Genomic DNA, 17,288 nt, shown 5'->3' with positions numbered 1-17,288 from the left:
ATGCATGACAAGCTAATCGTGAAATTGCCTTGCTATCAAATAAAGATTGATAACAAGCAATTCAAGTCAAGTAGAGTAGTAAGTACGTCTTTCGACTTCTCAATTACTCAAATTTTGATTGATTTACTAATTAAATATCAGCTTTCCAAATTGTTAAAGAACATAATGCTTTCAAAGAAAGCACTTAAGTTTGATTTCACAATCAAAATTAAGCGCTCTAAGGCACATCTTTAAACTATTAAACAAGACAATTTGTGTAGGCACTACACTAACAATGTCACCATCGACATTTTGGTAAGGAGGTGATCCAACCCCAGGTTCCCCTAGGGTTACCTTGTTACGACTTCACCCCAGTCATGAAACACAAAGTGGTAATCGTTCTCCCGAAGGTTAAACTAACTACTTCTTTTGCATCCCACTCCCATGGTGTGACGGGCGGTGTGTACAAGGCCCGGGAACGTATTCACCGCAGTATTCTGACCTGCGATTACTAGCGATTCCGACTTCATGGAGTCGAGTTGCAGACTCCAATCCGGACTACGACATACTTTAAGGGGTCCGCTCCACATCACTGTCTCGCATCCCTCTGTATATGCCATTGTAGCACGTGTGTAGCCCTACACGTAAGGGCCATGATGACTTGACGTCGTCCCCACCTTCCTCCGGTTTGTCACCGGCAGTCTCCTTAGAGTGCCCAACTGAATGCTGGCAACTAAGGACAAGGGTTGCGCTCGTTGCGGGACTTAACCCAACATCTCACGACACGAGCTGACGACAGCCATGCAGCACCTGTGTTTGAGTTCCCGAAGGCACGAAACCATCTCTGGTAACTTCTCAACATGTCAAGTGTAGGTAAGGTTCTTCGCGTTGCATCGAATTAAACCACATGCTCCACCGCTTGTGCGGGCCCCCGTCAATTCATTTGAGTTTTAACCTTGCGGCCGTACTCCCCAGGCGGTCTACTTATCGCGTTAGCTTCGCTACTCACGGCTTAAAGCCACAAACAGCTAGTAGACAGCGTTTACGGTGTGGACTACCAGGGTATCTAATCCTGTTCGCTACCCACACTTTCGCACATGAGCGTCAGTCTTTGGCCAGGGAGTCGCCTTCGCCACTGATGTTCCTCCAGATATCTACGCATTTCACCGCTACACCTGGAATTCCACTCCCCTCTCCAAGACTCTAGTCTGCCAGTTCTAAATGACCGTCCCAGGTTGAGCCCGGGGCTTTCACATCTAGCTTAACAAACCGCCTGCGTGCGCTTTACGCCCAGTAATTCCGATTAACGCTCGCACCCTCCGTATTACCGCGGCTGCTGGCACGGAGTTAGCCGGTGCTTCTTCTGTTGTTAACGTCACGGCTAGCAGGTATTAACTACTAACTTTTCCTCACAACTGAAAGTGCTTTACAACCCGAAGGCCTTCTTCACACACGCGGCATGGCTGCATCAGGGTTTCCCCCATTGTGCAATATTCCCCACTGCTGCCTCCCGTAGGAGTCTGGGCCGTGTCTCAGTCCCAGTGTGGCTGATCTTCCTCTCAGAACAGCTAGAGATCGTTGCCTTGGTGAGCCTTTACCTCACCAACTAGCTAATCTCACTTGGGCCTCTCTTTGCGCCGGAGCCTAAGCCCCGTTTGGTCCGGAGACATTATGCGGTATTAGCAGTCGTTTCCAACTGTTATCCCCCTCGCAAAGGCAAGTTCCCAAGCATTACTCACCCGTCCGCCACTCGACATCATCTAGCAAGCTAGACATGTTTCCGTTCGACTTGCATGTGTTAGGCCTGCCGCCAGCGTTCAATCTGAGCCATGATCAAACTCTTCAATTAAATATATCGAATATGAATCGTCGTTGTGTGACACTCTTAATGAGTGCCCACACAGATTGTCTTGTCTAAATTGTTAAAGAACATGGTGCAGAATCATGACGCTTTTTTGTCGTGACTTCTGCGCAAGGAGGACTCAGGCTACATATAGTTGCTAGCGTCTTTCTTGCTTCGCTTCTCTCGAAGCGGGAGGCGTATAATACGCTTCTTGTTTTCAGTGTCAACGTTTTTCGTAAATTTCTTTTCGAACCGTTGTTAACTCCGTAGAGCTAATGAAAACCGCTTCTTGTTATTGTTGCCAACTCCTTGAAGCGAGGCGCGCATTCTACGCGAATCAGCTTTTGGATCAACACTTTTCTTAAAATAATTTTATAAAGTTTTCCAAACGAGCTATTCGCCCTCTTTTACACAGGTTTAAGGCTGATTACGCTTTCTTACTGTATTGCTAACCACACATATATTGTTAGCAGCACACTACTCACTTCTCTATGTCGTCATAAACCGTCGTAGCTCATAATCAATTGTATGGACTTGGTTCACCCTATGTATGCTATGTACGCCATTACCCACAAGTAATCGCTAAGACAGCCACTGTACTTACTGTGTTTATAACTTCAGTTTGACTTTGCTAGCTTACTAGGCACTTGTAGCTGCGATCTTGAATTGCTGCCATTTGTAAGTAATGGTCATTAGTCAGGTGTAATTTATCTACTCTATTATCTTGCTTGGCAATATTTCACCAGCACAGTTTAGTGTCGACAACGAAGACACATGATTTGGCGGGTGACTTAATAGAGATAAATTATCATCTAGAGTACGAGCGGAAGATTGTCTGACTAAGAGGGTATTAGTACTTAAAGCCTGTTACTACCTCTTCTCATTACAGTAATTTTTACTTTGAATTAACCAGCTTCTCTAATAATGCTTCTATCCGCTGTGTACTTTGCAGTAGTAAGGCGAAGTCGTCTTTAGTATTTGTCTCGAGTTCTGCTGTATATCTATTTCCCTGAACAGCCTTATCTTTTTGGCTTAAAATGGTTTCTCTAAAATTGATAGCATCTTCAATTCCTATAAGCGAAACAAGTGCGCCCTGAGCTGATTGTCCTGCAGTCTCAAAAGACAACCTGTATAAATTAAACATGCGCATTAACGGGCCTTGGGTCATAGCTACATCTGTTATCTTCTCAAGCGGAATTGTTTTCTCTTCCTTGTTGAAAATACCTTTTTTTACTATAAGTTTTCGTTCGGTGATGATTGCGGACATTGCAGCAATCATTTTACTGCTGATTAGATAAAATATCGGAATGGATAAAACAAGTAATGGAATGCCAATGACTATAAGCGTTGAAAATAATAACAAGCTTACCAACCAATAGGTTTTGACTGACGGATTGAAGGTTGCTTCTAATACAATTTTCTCAGACATCCTTTTCTCTCTTCTTATCACTATATCTAATTTGAGTTTGTTGCCATTACCATAATGGTATTTGTAGGTATTGTCTGTATCGAAGTGAAACATGATATTACTGGTTTAATTTGGCTCTGCCTCCAATATTCCATCCATCAGCTTATCCAAAGGGTCATTTTTTCATATCCATATCCGCTCGTACTTATATAGTCGGAATACAAGGAAATCCTAACACTTCGTTTTGCGATACCAATGACACCGTGAAATTCACTTTCAAATCTACATAAAACCAGTCAGTGCAAACTTGTTAGTCACAATGAATAACACTCAGCATTACCACTACACCTGAGCGTTTCAATAAGGCTTTATTGTGACAACTTAATGACAAATTAGCCTCGGGAAAATATATAAAAAAACCTGTCCCCTTATTAATTTTAACGCCGTCTTATAGGCAGTGAAACTTGATTAATATCGCCAATTTGAAACGCGATATTAGCTTTGAAATTATTTTTATTAATGAGGGAACAGCCATGAAGTTGAAATATTTTACGCTAACGTTAGTCGCTGTAGGCGTACTTAGCGCTTGTAGTATTGGTGACGACAACGACGCCGAAGTGAGTGCACTGCAAGCGCAAGTTGAACAGTTACAAAGCGAACTCGACAACATAGATACTTCAAATGGATCAGAAGTTGCTACATTGAACGCCACTATTGTTGCAATGCAAGCACAGATTGATGCAATGACTGCAGAGTTGGTAGCCTTACAAGAAGCATCCAACAATGCTACCACAATTGAAGATATTGCTAGGTTACAAGCCGAAATCGAAGCCCTTCAGGCAACCCTAGATGCTTTAACAGCACAAGCGCCGGTTCTAGGTAGTAATGCCACCTCTGGGGCAAACATTCTCTTCGAAGATTCAGATAAAATCTTACGTTTTGCTATTTTTCCAGATACCCAAGGTCGAGATGATGACAATATGTCGTTGTACGTGGACGTTGATAAAGACGGTAACACCTTGTCCATCAAAGAATACGTAGGCGTAGACTACAACGGTGATGGTTTTTACGATGCCGGCACTGAAAGTCAAAATGACGCGGTTAAAGCCAACGATTGGGATGAAGATGGTGTTAGCTACTTAGTTAACGTTGAAGACCCATTCCACCCTTATATTGAAGTAGATAGTGCCGGCGAGCCTATTGTAATTGCACCTGAAGATCGCAAAGATTTTGGCCCTGACTGGAAAGTTCTCCCTTTACCTTTAGTTGAAGCCGTAACTGATAAAATGATAGAGCTAGATGTTGATTTAGTTTTGGCAACAGGTGATATCACTGAATACCGTGCGGAGTCTGACTATGTACAGTGGATGGAGAAAGTTGCCGGCCCATTAACCGATGCAGGGATCGGTGTATTTCCTGCGCGAGGCAATCACGAAATTGTTAATGGGAGAAACTGGCCAGCATGGTTTACCAACGAACAAGAATGGGAACGTCAGTCAGTCAACAATGTTTTTAACGATATTAACCCTTATGAAGGTTATGAGCAGGTTGACTTTGACCAGGGCTATAAATTGTATCAAGCATATACAGGTGCATTAGTTCGCGAACATTTAGATAATGGTAAAGCCATAGGTTTTCCTGGTGCAGAAGACTTGGTTTATTATTTCATTGAAGATAAAACCATGTTTATTGCTTTAGATTTCTATTTTGCAGAGCTATATAGCAGCGCATACAGAGGAACATGGACAATTTTAAGAGACTGGTTGAAAGAAATTATTATCGCTAATGCCGAAGACGTAGATCATGTTGTGGCGTTTGGACATGAGCCGCTATCAACTAAGAAGCGTCCTCAAACCTATCAAGTTGAAATTTACGATGCATATGTAGCTGAAAGAATTGCTTTACAAGAAGCTAAAGATGCAGCGCAAGCAACGTTAGACGATGCCATTGAAAATAATGCATCAGCTGAAGAAATTGCGTTTTATAGTAATGCTCTAGAAACTGCAACTAGTGCATACGAAGAGCTAGAAGAACCAAGTTTAAATGGCTACGATATCGGCCAATTGGGCTATTTACAGTTGCAAGATGAAGCTGAGCCTGGCCTAGCTGCTGACATATTAAACTTGTTCAATAGTTATCAAGTTACCTATATTGCAGGGCATGATCATCAGTACTCACGTAGCTTAATTCACCCTACCTCCGATGACAAAGATACCGCTAATGGCTTCACACAAATCATCGGTGGCAATGCATCATGGAAAGCTTACGAAGATTTATACGGTATGCATGATGAGCATGAAACGGGGTTGTTCATTAACAACTTTTATGACTCCATCACTGGGGGAGATTTAACCAACAGCGAAGGGACCAAGTACGCAAGTATTACGTCTGATTTAGGAAATGGTATTTCATTTGTAGTTGTTGAAGTTAACGGTCGTCAGATTACTAGCAAAGCTTACTACGCTGATCATACACTGACTGAAGTGGATATGAACTTGGGCGCTCACTATGATTACGATACAAATGCGTGGTGTACATACTCAGGCGACTATATGGTAGAGGGTGCGGTCACGACCCAAACTTGTAACGAAGTTGAGTGGCAAGTGTTAGATGAAAACACCCGTACCACAGATGCAACCATTAGAGTGGTTGCGCCCGACCAAAACTATTATGCCCATTCCGAAACGCCAGCGGATGAGGGTTACATAGGATCGCAAGCAACCATTATCGATGGCTATAACCTTACCTATAATAGCTCATATGCCGCTACTGTGGGGGAAGTGGAACGTCTACGTGAGTTATTTTCCATGAGTTGGTTTGTGGATAACAACGCTACCACCTTATCTGATGTGTTATACCTTAGTGGAAATCAAACCCAAGAAGGTTCGCACTTCAACCAATATGGCGATTTAATTGCGCCAATTATCGACGTAGATACTGGTGTTTTAGCTGAAGGAGAGTCTGCATCACTAACCTATGTTAACCAAAACGGTGAAGAAGTGAATAATCCAACTCACACAACACGTGATGGAAAATTTGTGAAAGGTACCGATATTGAAGCATCATTGAATCCAGACCTAGTCAATGGTAATCCGAGTGGTAATGACGCCAACTGGAATGGTCGCTATTTAGCGGATAGTCTAGATTTTGCTGACGCCATGACGCTAGTAATGACCGCTCCTGAAGGGTATGTCTTGACTGATTTAACCGTTGGTCGCTATGACGAAGCAACACAGTCATGGGTACCGGCTTTTGCTGATGAGTGTTACGTCGAAAGCGGTTACTCTGACCACTATTCAACCTATTACAGACTGACCGATCAGCACCCAGAAGGTGGTTACCAAGTGGCTAATTGCCAACAACGCTACTGGGGTTATGTGAAAGATAGCAACACTATTTGGGGATTTGTGCACACCGATGGTAAGTTCGCAGTCATCGAAAAATAAGATTAGGCATAAGCCAATTTAGATAAAGCGTGCGCAACTGCGCTCTCATCGCGAAACCACAAAAGCCTATCATCATGATAGGCTTTTTTATTGCGATGTTCAGGGTAATGTCGTTCAACATATTGATAAAATAACGTTGGTTCTGGCCGATAGCGTTTGTATTACGTTTCTTGCTGTAAGGAAGTCAGTTCTGATTTACCGCGGTTCAATACCTCAATCTGTAAGCTATTAACACTGCATTATTATCATATAGAGCAATATCAATTAGTCGTTTAATAGACTTATAAGTAATTTATTCTGGTTTGCGAATTTATACAGTGTATATGATGGCGTTTTCTTGCCCTGATATTATGATCAGTAGATCTTCTTTTATTAAGATCTTCCCAGTACTTTGCTTTTTATAGTCAAGCAACGAGAGCCTTTTACCGCTTTCTTAGAGAGAGCTTAGTAACCTTGTGATTGACGTGCTTTGATTTAAAGGTGTAACACTAAGTTTGACTTTTTACAGGCATAAAAAAAGGGCTATGCGATAGGCTAGTTTTCGTTGTGAAGCAATCGTTGTGAAGCAATTTCTTCGAATGGGACCTAGTATGCGCTAATACGTTTCACTTTCAATCACGCATAAAAAAAGGGCTATCCGTTAGGATAGCCCTTTCTTCGAATGGGAGCTTGGCAGTGTGCTACTCTCACATGGGGAAACCCCACACTACCATCGCCGCTAATACGTTTCACTTCTGAGTTCGGAATGGGATCAGGTGGTACCGTATCGCTATGGCTGCCAAGCATAAACTTTTTGCAAACGTTTGTTTGCGTAATACCGACTTATTCAGTCCATATTACTTTAATAATTAACAATTTAGGAATTCTGATATTCACGTAATCAATCTTTGAGCACTGAGTACTACTACTCTAGTTGCTATTAGCTTTGTCTTACAACACTCAAGATATAAAGCCTCTTGGGCGTTGTATGGTTAAGCCTCTCGGGCAATTAGTACAGGTTAGCTTAACGCCTTACAACGCTTCCACATCCTGCCTATCAACGTCATCGTCTATAACAACCCTTCCGGACTTTAAAAGTCAGGGATGACTCATCTTTGGGCCGGCTTCCCGCTTAGATGCTTTCAGCGGTTATCCGTTCCGAACGTAGCTACCGGGCAATGCCATTGGCATGACAACCCGAACACCAGCGGTTCGTCCACTCCGGTCCTCTCGTACTAGGAGCAGCTCCCATCAATCATCCAACGCCCACACCAGATAGGGACCGAACTGTCTCACGACGTTCTAAACCCAGCTCGCGTACCACTTTAAATGGCGAACAGCCATACCCTTGGGACCGACTTCAGCCCCAGGATGTGATGAGCCGACATCGAGGTGCCAAACACCGCCGTCGATATGAACTCTTGGGCGGTATCAGCCTGTTATCCCCGGAGTACCTTTTATCCGTTGAGCGATGGCCCTTCCATACAGAACCACCGGATCACTATGACCTACTTTCGTACCTGCTCGACGTGTCTGTCTCGCAGTTAAGCTAGCTTATGCCATTGCACTAACCTCACGATGTCCGACCGTGATTAGCTAACCTTCGTGCTCCTCCGTTACTATTTGGGAGGAGACCGCCCCAGTCAAACTACCCACCAGACACTGTCCATAATCCCGATAAGGGACCAATGTTAGAACATCAAACATACAAGGGTGGTATTTCAAGGACGGCTCCACACAATCTAGCGACTGTGCTTCGAAGCCTCCCACCTATCCTACACATGTAGGTTCAATGTTCAGTGCCAAGCTGTAGTAAAGGTTCACGGGGTCTTTCCGTCTAGGTGCGGGTACACAGCATCTTCACTGCGATTTCAATTTCACTGAGTCTCGGGTGGAGACAGCGTGGCCATGGTTACACCATTCGTGCAGGTCGGAACTTACCCGACAAGGAATTTCGCTACCTTAGGACCGTTATAGTTACGGCCGCCGTTTACCGGGGCTTCGATCAAGAGCTTCTCCGAAGATAACCCCATCAATTAACCTTCCGGCACCGGGCAGGTGTCACACCCTATACGTCCTCTTGCGAGTTAGCAGAGTGCTGTGTTTTTAATAAACAGTCCCAGCCACCTGGTCACTGCGGCCCTCATCTGCTCAAGGAGCAAGTCCTATCACAAACAAGGGCGTACCTTCTCCCGAAGTTACGGTACAATTTTGCCGAGTTCCTTCACCCGAGTTCTCTCAAGCGCCTTAGTATTCTCTACCTGACCACCTGTGTCGGTTTGGGGTACGGTTCATATAATCATAAGTTTAGAAGCTTTTCCTGGAAGCAGGGCATCAACAACTTCACTACCGTAGTAGCTCGTCTCGCATCTCAGCTTTAAGAATCCGGATTTACCTAAATTCTCGGCCTACTTGCTTTCACTTGGACAACCAACGCCAAGCTTGCTTAGCCTTCTCCGTCCCTCCATCACTGATTATATAAGTACGGAAATATTAATCCGTTTCCCATCGACTACGCATTTCTGCCTCGCCTTAGGGGCCGACTTACCCTGCCCTGATTAGCATGGGACAGGAAACCTTGGTCTTCCGGCGTGGGAGTTTTTCACTCCCATTATCGTTACTCATGTCAGCATTCGCACTTGTGATATGTCCAGCAGACTTCTCAATCCACCTTCATCCACTTACACAACGCTCCCCTACCATACGTGTAAACACGTATCCGCAGCTTCGGTATATTGCTTAGCCCCGTTACATCTTCCGCGCAGGCCGACTCGACTAGTGAGCTATTACGCTTTCTTTAAAGGGTGGCTGCTTCTAAGCCAACCTCCTAGCTGTCTATGCCTTCCCACATCGTTTCCCACTTAGCAATATTTTGGGACCTTAGCTGGCGGTCTGGGTTGTTTCCCTCTTCACGACGGACGTTAGCACCCGCCGTGTGTCTCCCGGATAGTTCTCATTGGTATTCGGAGTTTGCAAAGGGTTGGTAAGTCGGGATGACCCCCTAGCCTTAACAGTGCTCTACCCCCAATGGAATTCGTCCGAGGCTCTACCTAAATAGATTTCGGGGAGAACCAGCTATCTCCCGGTTTGATTGGCCTTTCACCCCCAGCCACAAGTCATCCCCTAACTTTTCAACGTTAGTGGGTTCGGTCCTCCAGTTGATGTTACTCAACCTTCAACCTGCCCATGGCTAGATCACCGGGTTTCGGGTCTATACCTAGCAACTAAACGCGCAGTTAACACTCGCTTTCGCTACGGCTCCGCTATTCGCTTAACCTTGCTACTAAATATAAGTCGCTGACCCATTATACAAAAGGTACGCAGTCACAGAACAAGTCTGCTCCCACTGCTTGTACGTATACGGTTTCAGGTTCTATTTCACTCCCCTCACAGGGGTTCTTTTCGCCTTTCCCTCACGGTACTGGTTCACTATCGGTCAGTTAGGAGTATTTAGCCTTGGAGGATGGTCCCCCCATATTCAGTCAAGATAACACGTGTCCCGACCTACTCGATTTCACAAAAACAAACACTTCGTGTACAGGGCTATCACCTTGTATCGCGCCACTTCCCAGAGGCTTCCACTACGTTCATAATTGCTTAAGGGCTAATCCCCGTTCGCTCGCCGCTACTAGGGGAATCTCGGTTGATTTCTTTTCCTAAGGGTACTTAGATGTTTCAGTTCCCCTCGTTCGCCTCGTTGTACTATATATTCATACAACGATACCTATAAATAGGTGGGTTTCCCCATTCGGACATCTGTGGCTCAAATGCATTTTGTCGGCTCACCACAGCTTTTCGCAGACTTACACGTCCTTCATCGCCTCTAACTGCCAAGGCATCCACCGTATACGCTTAGTCACTTAACCATACAACCCCAAAAGACCTTGCAGTCATACTCGCCTTTTGAATCCGAGTATGGGTAGTGTTGTATGCATGACAAGCTAATCGTGAAATTGCCTTGCTATCAAATAAAGATTGATAACAAGCAATTCAAGTCAAGTAGAGTAGTAAGTACGTCTTTCGACTTCTCAATTACTCAAATTTTGATTGATTTACTAATTAAATATCAGCTTTCCAAATTGTTAAAGAACATAATGCTTTCAAAGAAAGCACTTAAGTTTGATTTCACAATCAAAATTAAGCGCTCTAAGGCACATCTTTAAACTATTAAACAAGACAATTTGTGTAGGCACTACACTAACAATGTCACCATCGACATTTTGGTAAGGAGGTGATCCAACCCCAGGTTCCCCTAGGGTTACCTTGTTACGACTTCACCCCAGTCATGAAACACAAAGTGGTAATCGTTCTCCCGAAGGTTAAACTAACTACTTCTTTTGCATCCCACTCCCATGGTGTGACGGGCGGTGTGTACAAGGCCCGGGAACGTATTCACCGCAGTATTCTGACCTGCGATTACTAGCGATTCCGACTTCATGGAGTCGAGTTGCAGACTCCAATCCGGACTACGACATACTTTAAGGGGTCCGCTCCACATCACTGTCTCGCATCCCTCTGTATATGCCATTGTAGCACGTGTGTAGCCCTACACGTAAGGGCCATGATGACTTGACGTCGTCCCCACCTTCCTCCGGTTTGTCACCGGCAGTCTCCTTAGAGTGCCCAACTGAATGCTGGCAACTAAGGACAAGGGTTGCGCTCGTTGCGGGACTTAACCCAACATCTCACGACACGAGCTGACGACAGCCATGCAGCACCTGTGTTTGAGTTCCCGAAGGCACGAAACCATCTCTGGTAACTTCTCAACATGTCAAGTGTAGGTAAGGTTCTTCGCGTTGCATCGAATTAAACCACATGCTCCACCGCTTGTGCGGGCCCCCGTCAATTCATTTGAGTTTTAACCTTGCGGCCGTACTCCCCAGGCGGTCTACTTATCGCGTTAGCTTCGCTACTCACGACTTAAAGTCACAAACAGCTAGTAGACAGCGTTTACGGTGTGGACTACCAGGGTATCTAATCCTGTTCGCTACCCACACTTTCGCACATGAGCGTCAGTCTTTGGCCAGGGAGTCGCCTTCGCCACTGATGTTCCTCCAGATATCTACGCATTTCACCGCTACACCTGGAATTCCACTCCCCTCTCCAAGACTCTAGTCTGCCAGTTCTAAATGACCGTCCCAGGTTGAGCCCGGGGCTTTCACATCTAGCTTAACAAACCGCCTGCGTGCGCTTTACGCCCAGTAATTCCGATTAACGCTCGCACCCTCCGTATTACCGCGGCTGCTGGCACGGAGTTAGCCGGTGCTTCTTCTGTTGTTAACGTCACGGCTAGCAGGTATTAACTACTAACTTTTCCTCACAACTGAAAGTGCTTTACAACCCGAAGGCCTTCTTCACACACGCGGCATGGCTGCATCAGGGTTTCCCCCATTGTGCAATATTCCCCACTGCTGCCTCCCGTAGGAGTCTGGGCCGTGTCTCAGTCCCAGTGTGGCTGATCTTCCTCTCAGAACAGCTAGAGATCGTTGCCTTGGTGAGCCTTTACCTCACCAACTAGCTAATCTCACTTGGGCCTCTCTTTGCGCCGGAGCCTAAGCCCCGTTTGGTCCGAAGACATTATGCGGTATTAGCAGTCGTTTCCAACTGTTATCCCCCTCGCAAAGGCAAGTTCCCAAGCATTACTCACCCGTCCGCCACTCGACATCATCTAGCAAGCTAGATATGTTTCCGTTCGACTTGCATGTGTTAGGCCTGCCGCCAGCGTTCAATCTGAGCCATGATCAAACTCTTCAATTAAATATATCGAATATGAATCGTCGTTGTGTGACACTCTTAATGAGTGCCCACACAGATTGTCTTGTCTAAATTGTTAAAGAACATGGTTACTTAACGTAACCTCACCGTAAGCCGTTGCTTTTTGGTGACTCACTCTGTTTGAGCGAGGTGCGTATTATACGCTTGAAGTTTTCAGTGTCAACACTTTTTGAAAATTTATTTTCTGAAGCGTTTTCTTTAAAACCCCGTCACACTTGACCTTAAAGGTAAGTAGTGACTTGCTTTGTCAGTGTAAGTTGTTTCACTTTCCTGTCGAAGCGGATGCGCATTCTAGAGATTTCTGAGCCTGCGTCAACCTCTGATTTCAAAAAAGTGTCACATTTCGTTTAAGTGCTTAAAATACCAACCACACAGCTTATAAATCACACATAAATTCGGATTTTCACTGATTTCCTATTAGTCTCACTGCCTATTTTTACTTAGGCAATGGTTGAATAAGATTGGTTCTTCACCCCTATTCTCTGTTTTAATGCGTTTTCAACAGATGAATTTATATATAAAGGTGCAGTTTTGACAATCAGAAACTATCAAACAACTTCTCCCACACTCGGCGAACGCTGCTATATAGATGAGTCAGCTGTTATTGTTGGCGACGTTACCTTAGGCGAAGACGCAAGTATCTGGCCTTTAGTCGCTGCCCGAGGTGACGTAAATCACATTGCAATTGGAGCACGAAGTAATATTCAGGATGGCAGTGTGTTGCATGTTTCTCGTAAATCCGTTTCTAACCCTAATGGTTTCCCCCTTATTATTGGCGATGACGTTACCGTAGGGCATAAATGTATGCTTCATGGCTGTGTGCTTAGAAATCGTATCTTGGTAGGAATGGGCGCCATCGTAATGGACGGTGTTATTGTAGAGGATGATGTCTTTATTGGAGCTGGTGCTTTAATACCACCAAATAAGCGACTCGAAAGTGGTTACCTTTATGTTGGGAACCCAGCTGTGAAGAAACGCCCATTAAAGGAAAGCGAGACAGCCTTCCTAAAACAGTCAGCGTTGAACTACGTAAAATTAAAAGATGAATATAGAGAGGAGCAGGCTTAACAGCCTGCTTGCTTATACCATTCTCGATTACTTTGCCTTTAACTGGCTACGTAATACATCAATTACCGCACTGGTCTTTGGTTTGTAGCCTGTCCATATTGTAAATGACGCGGCAGCCTGTTCCACCAGCATACCTAAACCATCAAGTACCTGTAACGCACCTAACGATAATGCTTGTTGCATAAAGTAAGTCGGATCTGCGCGATAAACCATGTCATACGCTGTTTCGCATTCTTTAAATAACGTTGCGCTCATATCAAAAGGCAGAGTTTCGCTTAAGCTCGCTGCGGTTGAGTTAATAATGATATGTGGAGCTACTTTATCGCAGTCTTCTATACCTACTACCTTCACCTTACCTCCACCCGTTTCACTTGCTACTGTTTCAGCTTTCGCGTTTGTCCTATTAGTAAGATGTAGCGATGCAATACCTGAAGCAATAAGCGGTGCTATTACGCCTCTTGCCGCTCCACCTGCACCTATTAATAGCACGCGTTTACCTTGCAGTTGTACACCATGATTAAGTAAGTCATTAACTAACCCTACGCCATCGGTATTAAAACCTGCAACGGTGCCATCGCTACGCTTCATTAATGTATTAACCGCTTTTGCATCTAACGCAGCTTGGTCGTCTACACTGGCAAGCGCAAAGGCATCTTGTTTGAAAGGCATAGTGACATTGCAGCCTACCGCGCCAGGTTGCGATAAGAATGTGTTCGCTGCAGGCGTAAAACCATCTTCTGGGGCGAGGATTTTTTCGTAACTAATTTGCTCGCCGCATTGCTTAGCGAACATTTGATGAATAGTTGGTGATAGACTCTGAACTATAGGGTTACCGAAAACGGCAAACTTTTTCATTGAATTGTTATTAATAAGGCTGTCTGTCATGGGAATGTCTAACTTCTTTAAATCGATACGAAAGGAAAAACCTGCTGTGTCAGAGACTACACCATATTACCGAATAGGTGGAGAGGATAAGGTACGCCTTTTGGCAAACCGTTTTTATGACATTATGCGTGATGATCCTATTGCAAAAGAGCTTTACGCTATTCATCCTCAGCCAACAGATAGAATCAGAGAAGTGTTTTTTCTTTATTTAAGTTTATGGTTAGGCGGGCCTGATACCTATCAGCAGCAATATGGTCACCCACGGCTACGTTCACGACATCTTTCTTTTAGTGCTACACCAGAATTAAAAGACCAGTGGATGTACTGTATGCGAAAAGCCATGCACGAGACGGTTGATGACCTTCCGTTGGCGCAGCAACTTCTTAACGCGCTAGATCAACTTGCCACGCATATGATTAATACTAAATAAAAAGCGCTCCGTGAGATACGGAACGCTTCAGATTAAGATTCAAGGTTATCCAAGCTTAAGAGGCCACTTATATAAACGTAACTTACCTCATTAGATGAATCTTAGAATGTATAGCCTACAGACAATGTATAAACCCAAGGGTCAATATCAATGTCGTTTACGCTACCTTCTGCACCACCTACGGTAAATGACGCTTCGGTATTAATATCGATGTAACGTACTGACGCATTAACATGCCACTCTTTATCTATTTGATAGTCCATTCCCACTTGTGCAGAAATACCTACAGAATTATCTAAAGACAAATCTTCAAGGCCTGCTTCTTTATTTGCATCCGTAAATGACTCATCAAAGATAAAGGTATAGTTTAAACCTGCACCAATATAAGGTTGAAAAGCAGCATTAGCATCGTTGAAGTAGTAGTTAACAGTAACAGTTGGGGGTAAGTGCGTGACTTCTCCCAATGTATTGCCTGTTCCTAGTGGATCGTTGACTGAAAAATTCACATCGTGAGTAAACGGCGTTGCGGCCAACAATTCAACATTAATATTGTCGGTGATGAAATAAGCAACGTTTAATCCTAACTGGGTATCGTTATCGATAGTCAGTGCTACACCTAAATCGCTACCACCTGCAATGATGTTAGAGGTTGATTCGTCGGGCGCAACGGTTGTTAATCCACCACGAACTATCCAATCACCCTTTTCATGAGCTGAAGCAAAAGGAGCGGCAAGCGCTAAAGAAATACATATGGCTGAAAGTGTGTGTGTACGCATTGTGTGTCTCTCATGTGTTTAATGATAATGACGACACTGTAAACGTTTAAAAAGAAAATAATTTGATCCAGCGCAAGGTGCAATCTAGCTACATACCTTGGTAATGAGGGAATTTGATGTGGATCAAGGGAATGGCACCACAGGAAGAACCCATGGTGCAAAATATTACCAGTTTGTAGGCTGAAGCCAGTCAGTTAGCTTTGCTTCCGCGCTACCTGGAGCTGGAGTATAGCAATACTCCCATCGCGCAAGTGGTGGCATAGACATTAAAATTGATTCGGTTCTACCACCAGTTTGTAACCCAAACAAAGTGCCTCTATCGAATACCAAGTTGAATTCTACATAGCGACCACGTCGATAGAGCTGAAAGTCACGCTCTCTTTCACCGTATGAGGTGCTTTTTCGCTTTTCTACGATAGGTACGTAAGCATCAACAAAACCATTACCCACTGCCTGCATAAAGTTGAATGAAGTTTCAAACCCCCAATCATTTAAATCGTCAAAGAATAAACCGCCTACCCCACGTGTTTCATTACGATGCTTTAAGAAGAAGTAGTCATCACACCACGTCTTATATTTCCCATACACGTCTTCACCAAAGGGAGCACACAATTTCTTTGCGGTATTGTGCCAATGCACTACGTCGTCTTTAAAGGGGTAAAACGGGGTTAAATCAAACCCACCGCCAAACCACCAAATAGGCGCTTCACCTTCTTTTTCGGCAATAAAAAAGCGTACATTTGCATGAGACGTCGGAATATAGGGGTTGTGTGGGTGAATAACCAACGAGACCCCCATGGCCTGAAAGTTTCTACCCGCAAGTTCTGGGCGGTTAGCCGTGGCAGACGCCGGCATCTGACTTCCAAATACATGAGAAAAGTTAACCCCACCTTGCTCTATTACTGCGCCGTTTTTAATAACCCGTGAACGCCCGCCACCGCCTTCCTCGCGAATCCAAGAGTCTTCTTTAAACTGTCCTTTGCCGTCGGCAAGTTCTAAGGTTTGGCAAATGTTGTCCTGCAATGATAGTAAGTATGCTTTTACTTGTTCTATTACTTCACCGGCGTCTTTACCGTCTAACTGTTGATTTACGTTTTGGGGGTCAATCATGATCTTATTATCTCTCCGGTATCGCCGTCACGGATGGTACTGGGTTTAGCGTGGCCACCTACTTCTCCATCAATATAGAAAACACTATCACCAAATATATTGATTGCGTCCTGCTGGGTGATTGCGGGTTGTTGGCCAGTTAGGTTGGCACTTGTAGATACAAGTGGCTTTTCTAGCTTTTCACATAAAGCTTTAACCACTGGATGGTTGCTTACTCGAACCGCTATTTTTTCATGCTTGCCAGTTAACCACTGTGGCGTCGACGCCGACTTGGGTAGCAGCCAAGTATTTGGCCCAGGCCAACTGGACACAATTTCAGTACGTCTGTGCTGAAGTATGGCTTCATCATTTATATAAGGTAATAGCTGAGAATAGTTAGCGGCAATCAAAATTACCCCTTTTTCGATGGGGCGCTGCTTCAATGCTAAGAGCGCTAACACACTCGCTTCGTTGTCTGGGTCACAGCCTATGCCCATAACCGCTTCAGTAGGGTAAACCAATAAGTCACCATTTTTAAACGCGGATACAATGGGGTCGCTAGTGTCTACTTGCCCCTTGGTCGGGATACTCATTAGTGCTTTTCTCTGTA

8 protein-coding genes and 4 rRNA genes are annotated in these 17,288 nt (G+C 44.5%); 3 read left to right on the top strand and 9 right to left on the bottom strand.

Translation table 11 applies throughout. From position 1 onward, the window contains the following. Window positions 1–295 precede the first annotated feature (295 nt). Together ALT761_RS00185 and ALT761_RS00180 are read right to left on the bottom strand one after the other, a co-directional pair. Window positions 296–1,828 (bottom strand): 16S ribosomal RNA (locus ALT761_RS00185). An 889-nt stretch (window positions 1,829–2,717) separates the two neighbouring features. Next, complete coding sequence (locus tag ALT761_RS00180) at window positions 2,718–3,251, bottom strand: PH domain-containing protein (protein WP_172602827.1); 534 nt, start codon at window positions 3,249–3,251, stop codon at window positions 2,718–2,720. A 512-nt stretch (window positions 3,252–3,763) separates the two neighbouring features. Between ALT761_RS00180 and ALT761_RS00175 the strand changes: the two genes are divergently transcribed. Beyond that, entirely contained in the window at window positions 3,764–6,676 is a 2,913-nt protein-coding gene (locus tag ALT761_RS00175) for a metallophosphoesterase (protein WP_129735608.1), read from the top strand. Window positions 6,677–7,343: 667 nt separating this feature from the next. Here ALT761_RS00175 and rrf read toward each other — a convergent pair. The 3 genes from rrf to ALT761_RS00160 form a co-directional block, all read right to left on the bottom strand. Continuing rightward, a 5S ribosomal RNA gene (gene rrf, locus ALT761_RS00170) occupies window positions 7,344–7,459 on the bottom strand. 184 nt (window positions 7,460–7,643) lie between these two features. Further along, a 23S ribosomal RNA gene (locus ALT761_RS00165) occupies window positions 7,644–10,521 on the bottom strand. 358 nt (window positions 10,522–10,879) lie between these two features. After that, window positions 10,880–12,412, bottom strand: a 16S ribosomal RNA gene (locus ALT761_RS00160). Together the 16S, 23S and 5S rRNA genes form the textbook arrangement of a ribosomal RNA operon. 549 nt (window positions 12,413–12,961) lie before the next feature. Here ALT761_RS00160 and ALT761_RS00155 point away from each other — a divergent pair. After that, on the top strand, window positions 12,962–13,498 hold the full coding sequence (locus ALT761_RS00155; protein WP_129735607.1) for a gamma carbonic anhydrase family protein: 537 nt from the start codon (window positions 12,962–12,964) through the stop codon (window positions 13,496–13,498). A gap of 27 nt (window positions 13,499–13,525) precedes the next feature. Here the strand turns inward: ALT761_RS00155 and aroE are convergent, their stop codons facing one another. Next, entirely contained in the window at window positions 13,526–14,353 is an 828-nt protein-coding gene (gene aroE, locus ALT761_RS00150) for a shikimate dehydrogenase (protein ID WP_129740527.1), read from the bottom strand. Between the two features lie 28 nt (window positions 14,354–14,381). Between aroE and ALT761_RS00145 the strand changes: the two genes are divergently transcribed. Continuing rightward, complete coding sequence (locus tag ALT761_RS00145; protein WP_129735606.1) at window positions 14,382–14,813, top strand: group II truncated hemoglobin; 432 nt, start codon at window positions 14,382–14,384, stop codon at window positions 14,811–14,813. Window positions 14,814–14,914: 101 nt separating this feature from the next. On the opposite strand, the gene ALT761_RS00140 is transcribed toward ALT761_RS00145, so the two are convergent. The 3 genes from ALT761_RS00140 to ALT761_RS00130 all read right to left on the bottom strand — a co-directional run bounded on the left by ALT761_RS00140 (window position 14,915) and on the right by ALT761_RS00130 (window position 17,271). Then, the gene (locus tag ALT761_RS00140; protein WP_129735605.1) at window positions 14,915–15,589 is read right to left on the bottom strand and encodes an OmpW family outer membrane protein; all 675 of its coding nucleotides are present in this window, start codon (window positions 15,587–15,589) and stop codon (window positions 14,915–14,917) included. 165 nt (window positions 15,590–15,754) lie between these two features. Continuing rightward, on the bottom strand, window positions 15,755–16,699 hold the full coding sequence (gene hemF / locus ALT761_RS00135; protein ID WP_129735604.1) for an oxygen-dependent coproporphyrinogen oxidase: 945 nt from the start codon (window positions 16,697–16,699) through the stop codon (window positions 15,755–15,757). Beyond that, entirely contained in the window at window positions 16,696–17,271 is a 576-nt protein-coding gene (locus ALT761_RS00130) for a Sua5/YciO/YrdC/YwlC family protein (RefSeq protein ID WP_129735603.1), read from the bottom strand. The genes hemF and ALT761_RS00130 overlap by 4 nt, the downstream gene beginning before the upstream one ends. Window positions 17,272–17,288 lie beyond the last annotated feature (17 nt).

The organism is Alteromonas sp. 76-1, from assembly GCF_900654235.1.
GTDB classification, from domain to species: domain Bacteria; phylum Pseudomonadota; class Gammaproteobacteria; order Enterobacterales; family Alteromonadaceae; genus Alteromonas; species Alteromonas naphthalenivorans.
The sequence above is the reverse complement of the archived record's forward strand: the minus strand, read 5'-3'. Positions and strand labels throughout refer to the sequence as shown.